We start from the raw sequence: 968 nt of genomic DNA on the forward strand, positions 1-968 counted from the left end.
CGCGGCAAGGCGGGCCCGCCGCGCCGCGGCCGTCTCGACCTGCGCTCGGTCGCCGGGCGCGTCGAATGGGCGCGCCCCGAGCCTGTTTCGCGCACCGTCGTGCCGGTCGATGCGAGCGAGGCGGCATCGTGAAGGCAGTACTCGCGCGTTCCCGTCCAACGGTCGCTCGCGGTGCCGCCGGGATGTGCGGTTGCGTCGGGATGTACGGCGACGCCAGGATGCGCGGTGCTGCCGAGATGCATGGGGACGCCCGGATGCGGGGTGCCGCCGGAGTGTGCGGTGGCGTCGGGGTGCGGGGTGGCGTCGGTGTCCTCGGCGGCGTCGAGATGTGCGGTGCGGCAACGTGATTCCTCCCGGCCGCGAGAAGGGGGCGGCGCGGGTTCTGGCGCTGTGGTGTCCGGATTGGCCCGCGGTCGCCGCCGCGGCGGTGGCGCGGCTGCCCGCGACGCAGCCGGTGGCGGTGCTCTTCGCCAATCGGGTGGTCGCGTGTTCGGCGATCGCGCGGGCCGACGGGGTGCGACGCGGGCAGAAGCGGCGGGAGGCTCAGGGTAAGTGCCCCGATCTGTTTCTCGCGCAGGCGGATCCGGATCGGGACGCGCGGTTGTTCGAGCCGGTGGTCGCGGCCGTCGACGCGACGGTGCCCGGTGTCGAGGTGCTGCGCCCCGGGCTGCTCGTGCTCGGCGCGCGCGGGGCCGCCCGGTTCTTCGGCTCGGAGGAGGCGGCGGCGGAGCGGCTGCTCGACGCCGCGGCCGCCACCGGCGTCGAGGCGCAGATCGGCATCGCCGACGAGTTGTCCACGGCGGTCATCGCCGCCCGGCGCGGCGCGATCGTGCCGACCGGCGCGGGGGCGCGGTTTCTCGCGCCGATGCCGGTGCGTGAGCTCGCGTTCGAGCCGAGCCTGGCCGCGCCGGAGCGCGCCGACCTGGTGGATCTGCTGCACCGCTTGGGTTTACGCCGGATCGGCGACT

At 75.6% G+C, this 968-nt stretch carries 1 protein-coding gene; it reads left to right on the forward strand.

The features are described from left to right. Positions 1-343 precede the first annotated feature (343 nt). Positions 344-968, forward strand: a 625-nt coding sequence (locus tag ON39_RS05675) for a DNA polymerase Y family protein (RefSeq protein ID WP_255219232.1), incomplete at its 3' end; no start/stop codon positions are given.

Source organism: Nocardia tenerifensis NBRC 101015, assembly GCF_000308715.1.
Classification (GTDB): Bacteria; Actinomycetota; Actinomycetes; order Mycobacteriales; family Mycobacteriaceae; genus Nocardia; species Nocardia tenerifensis.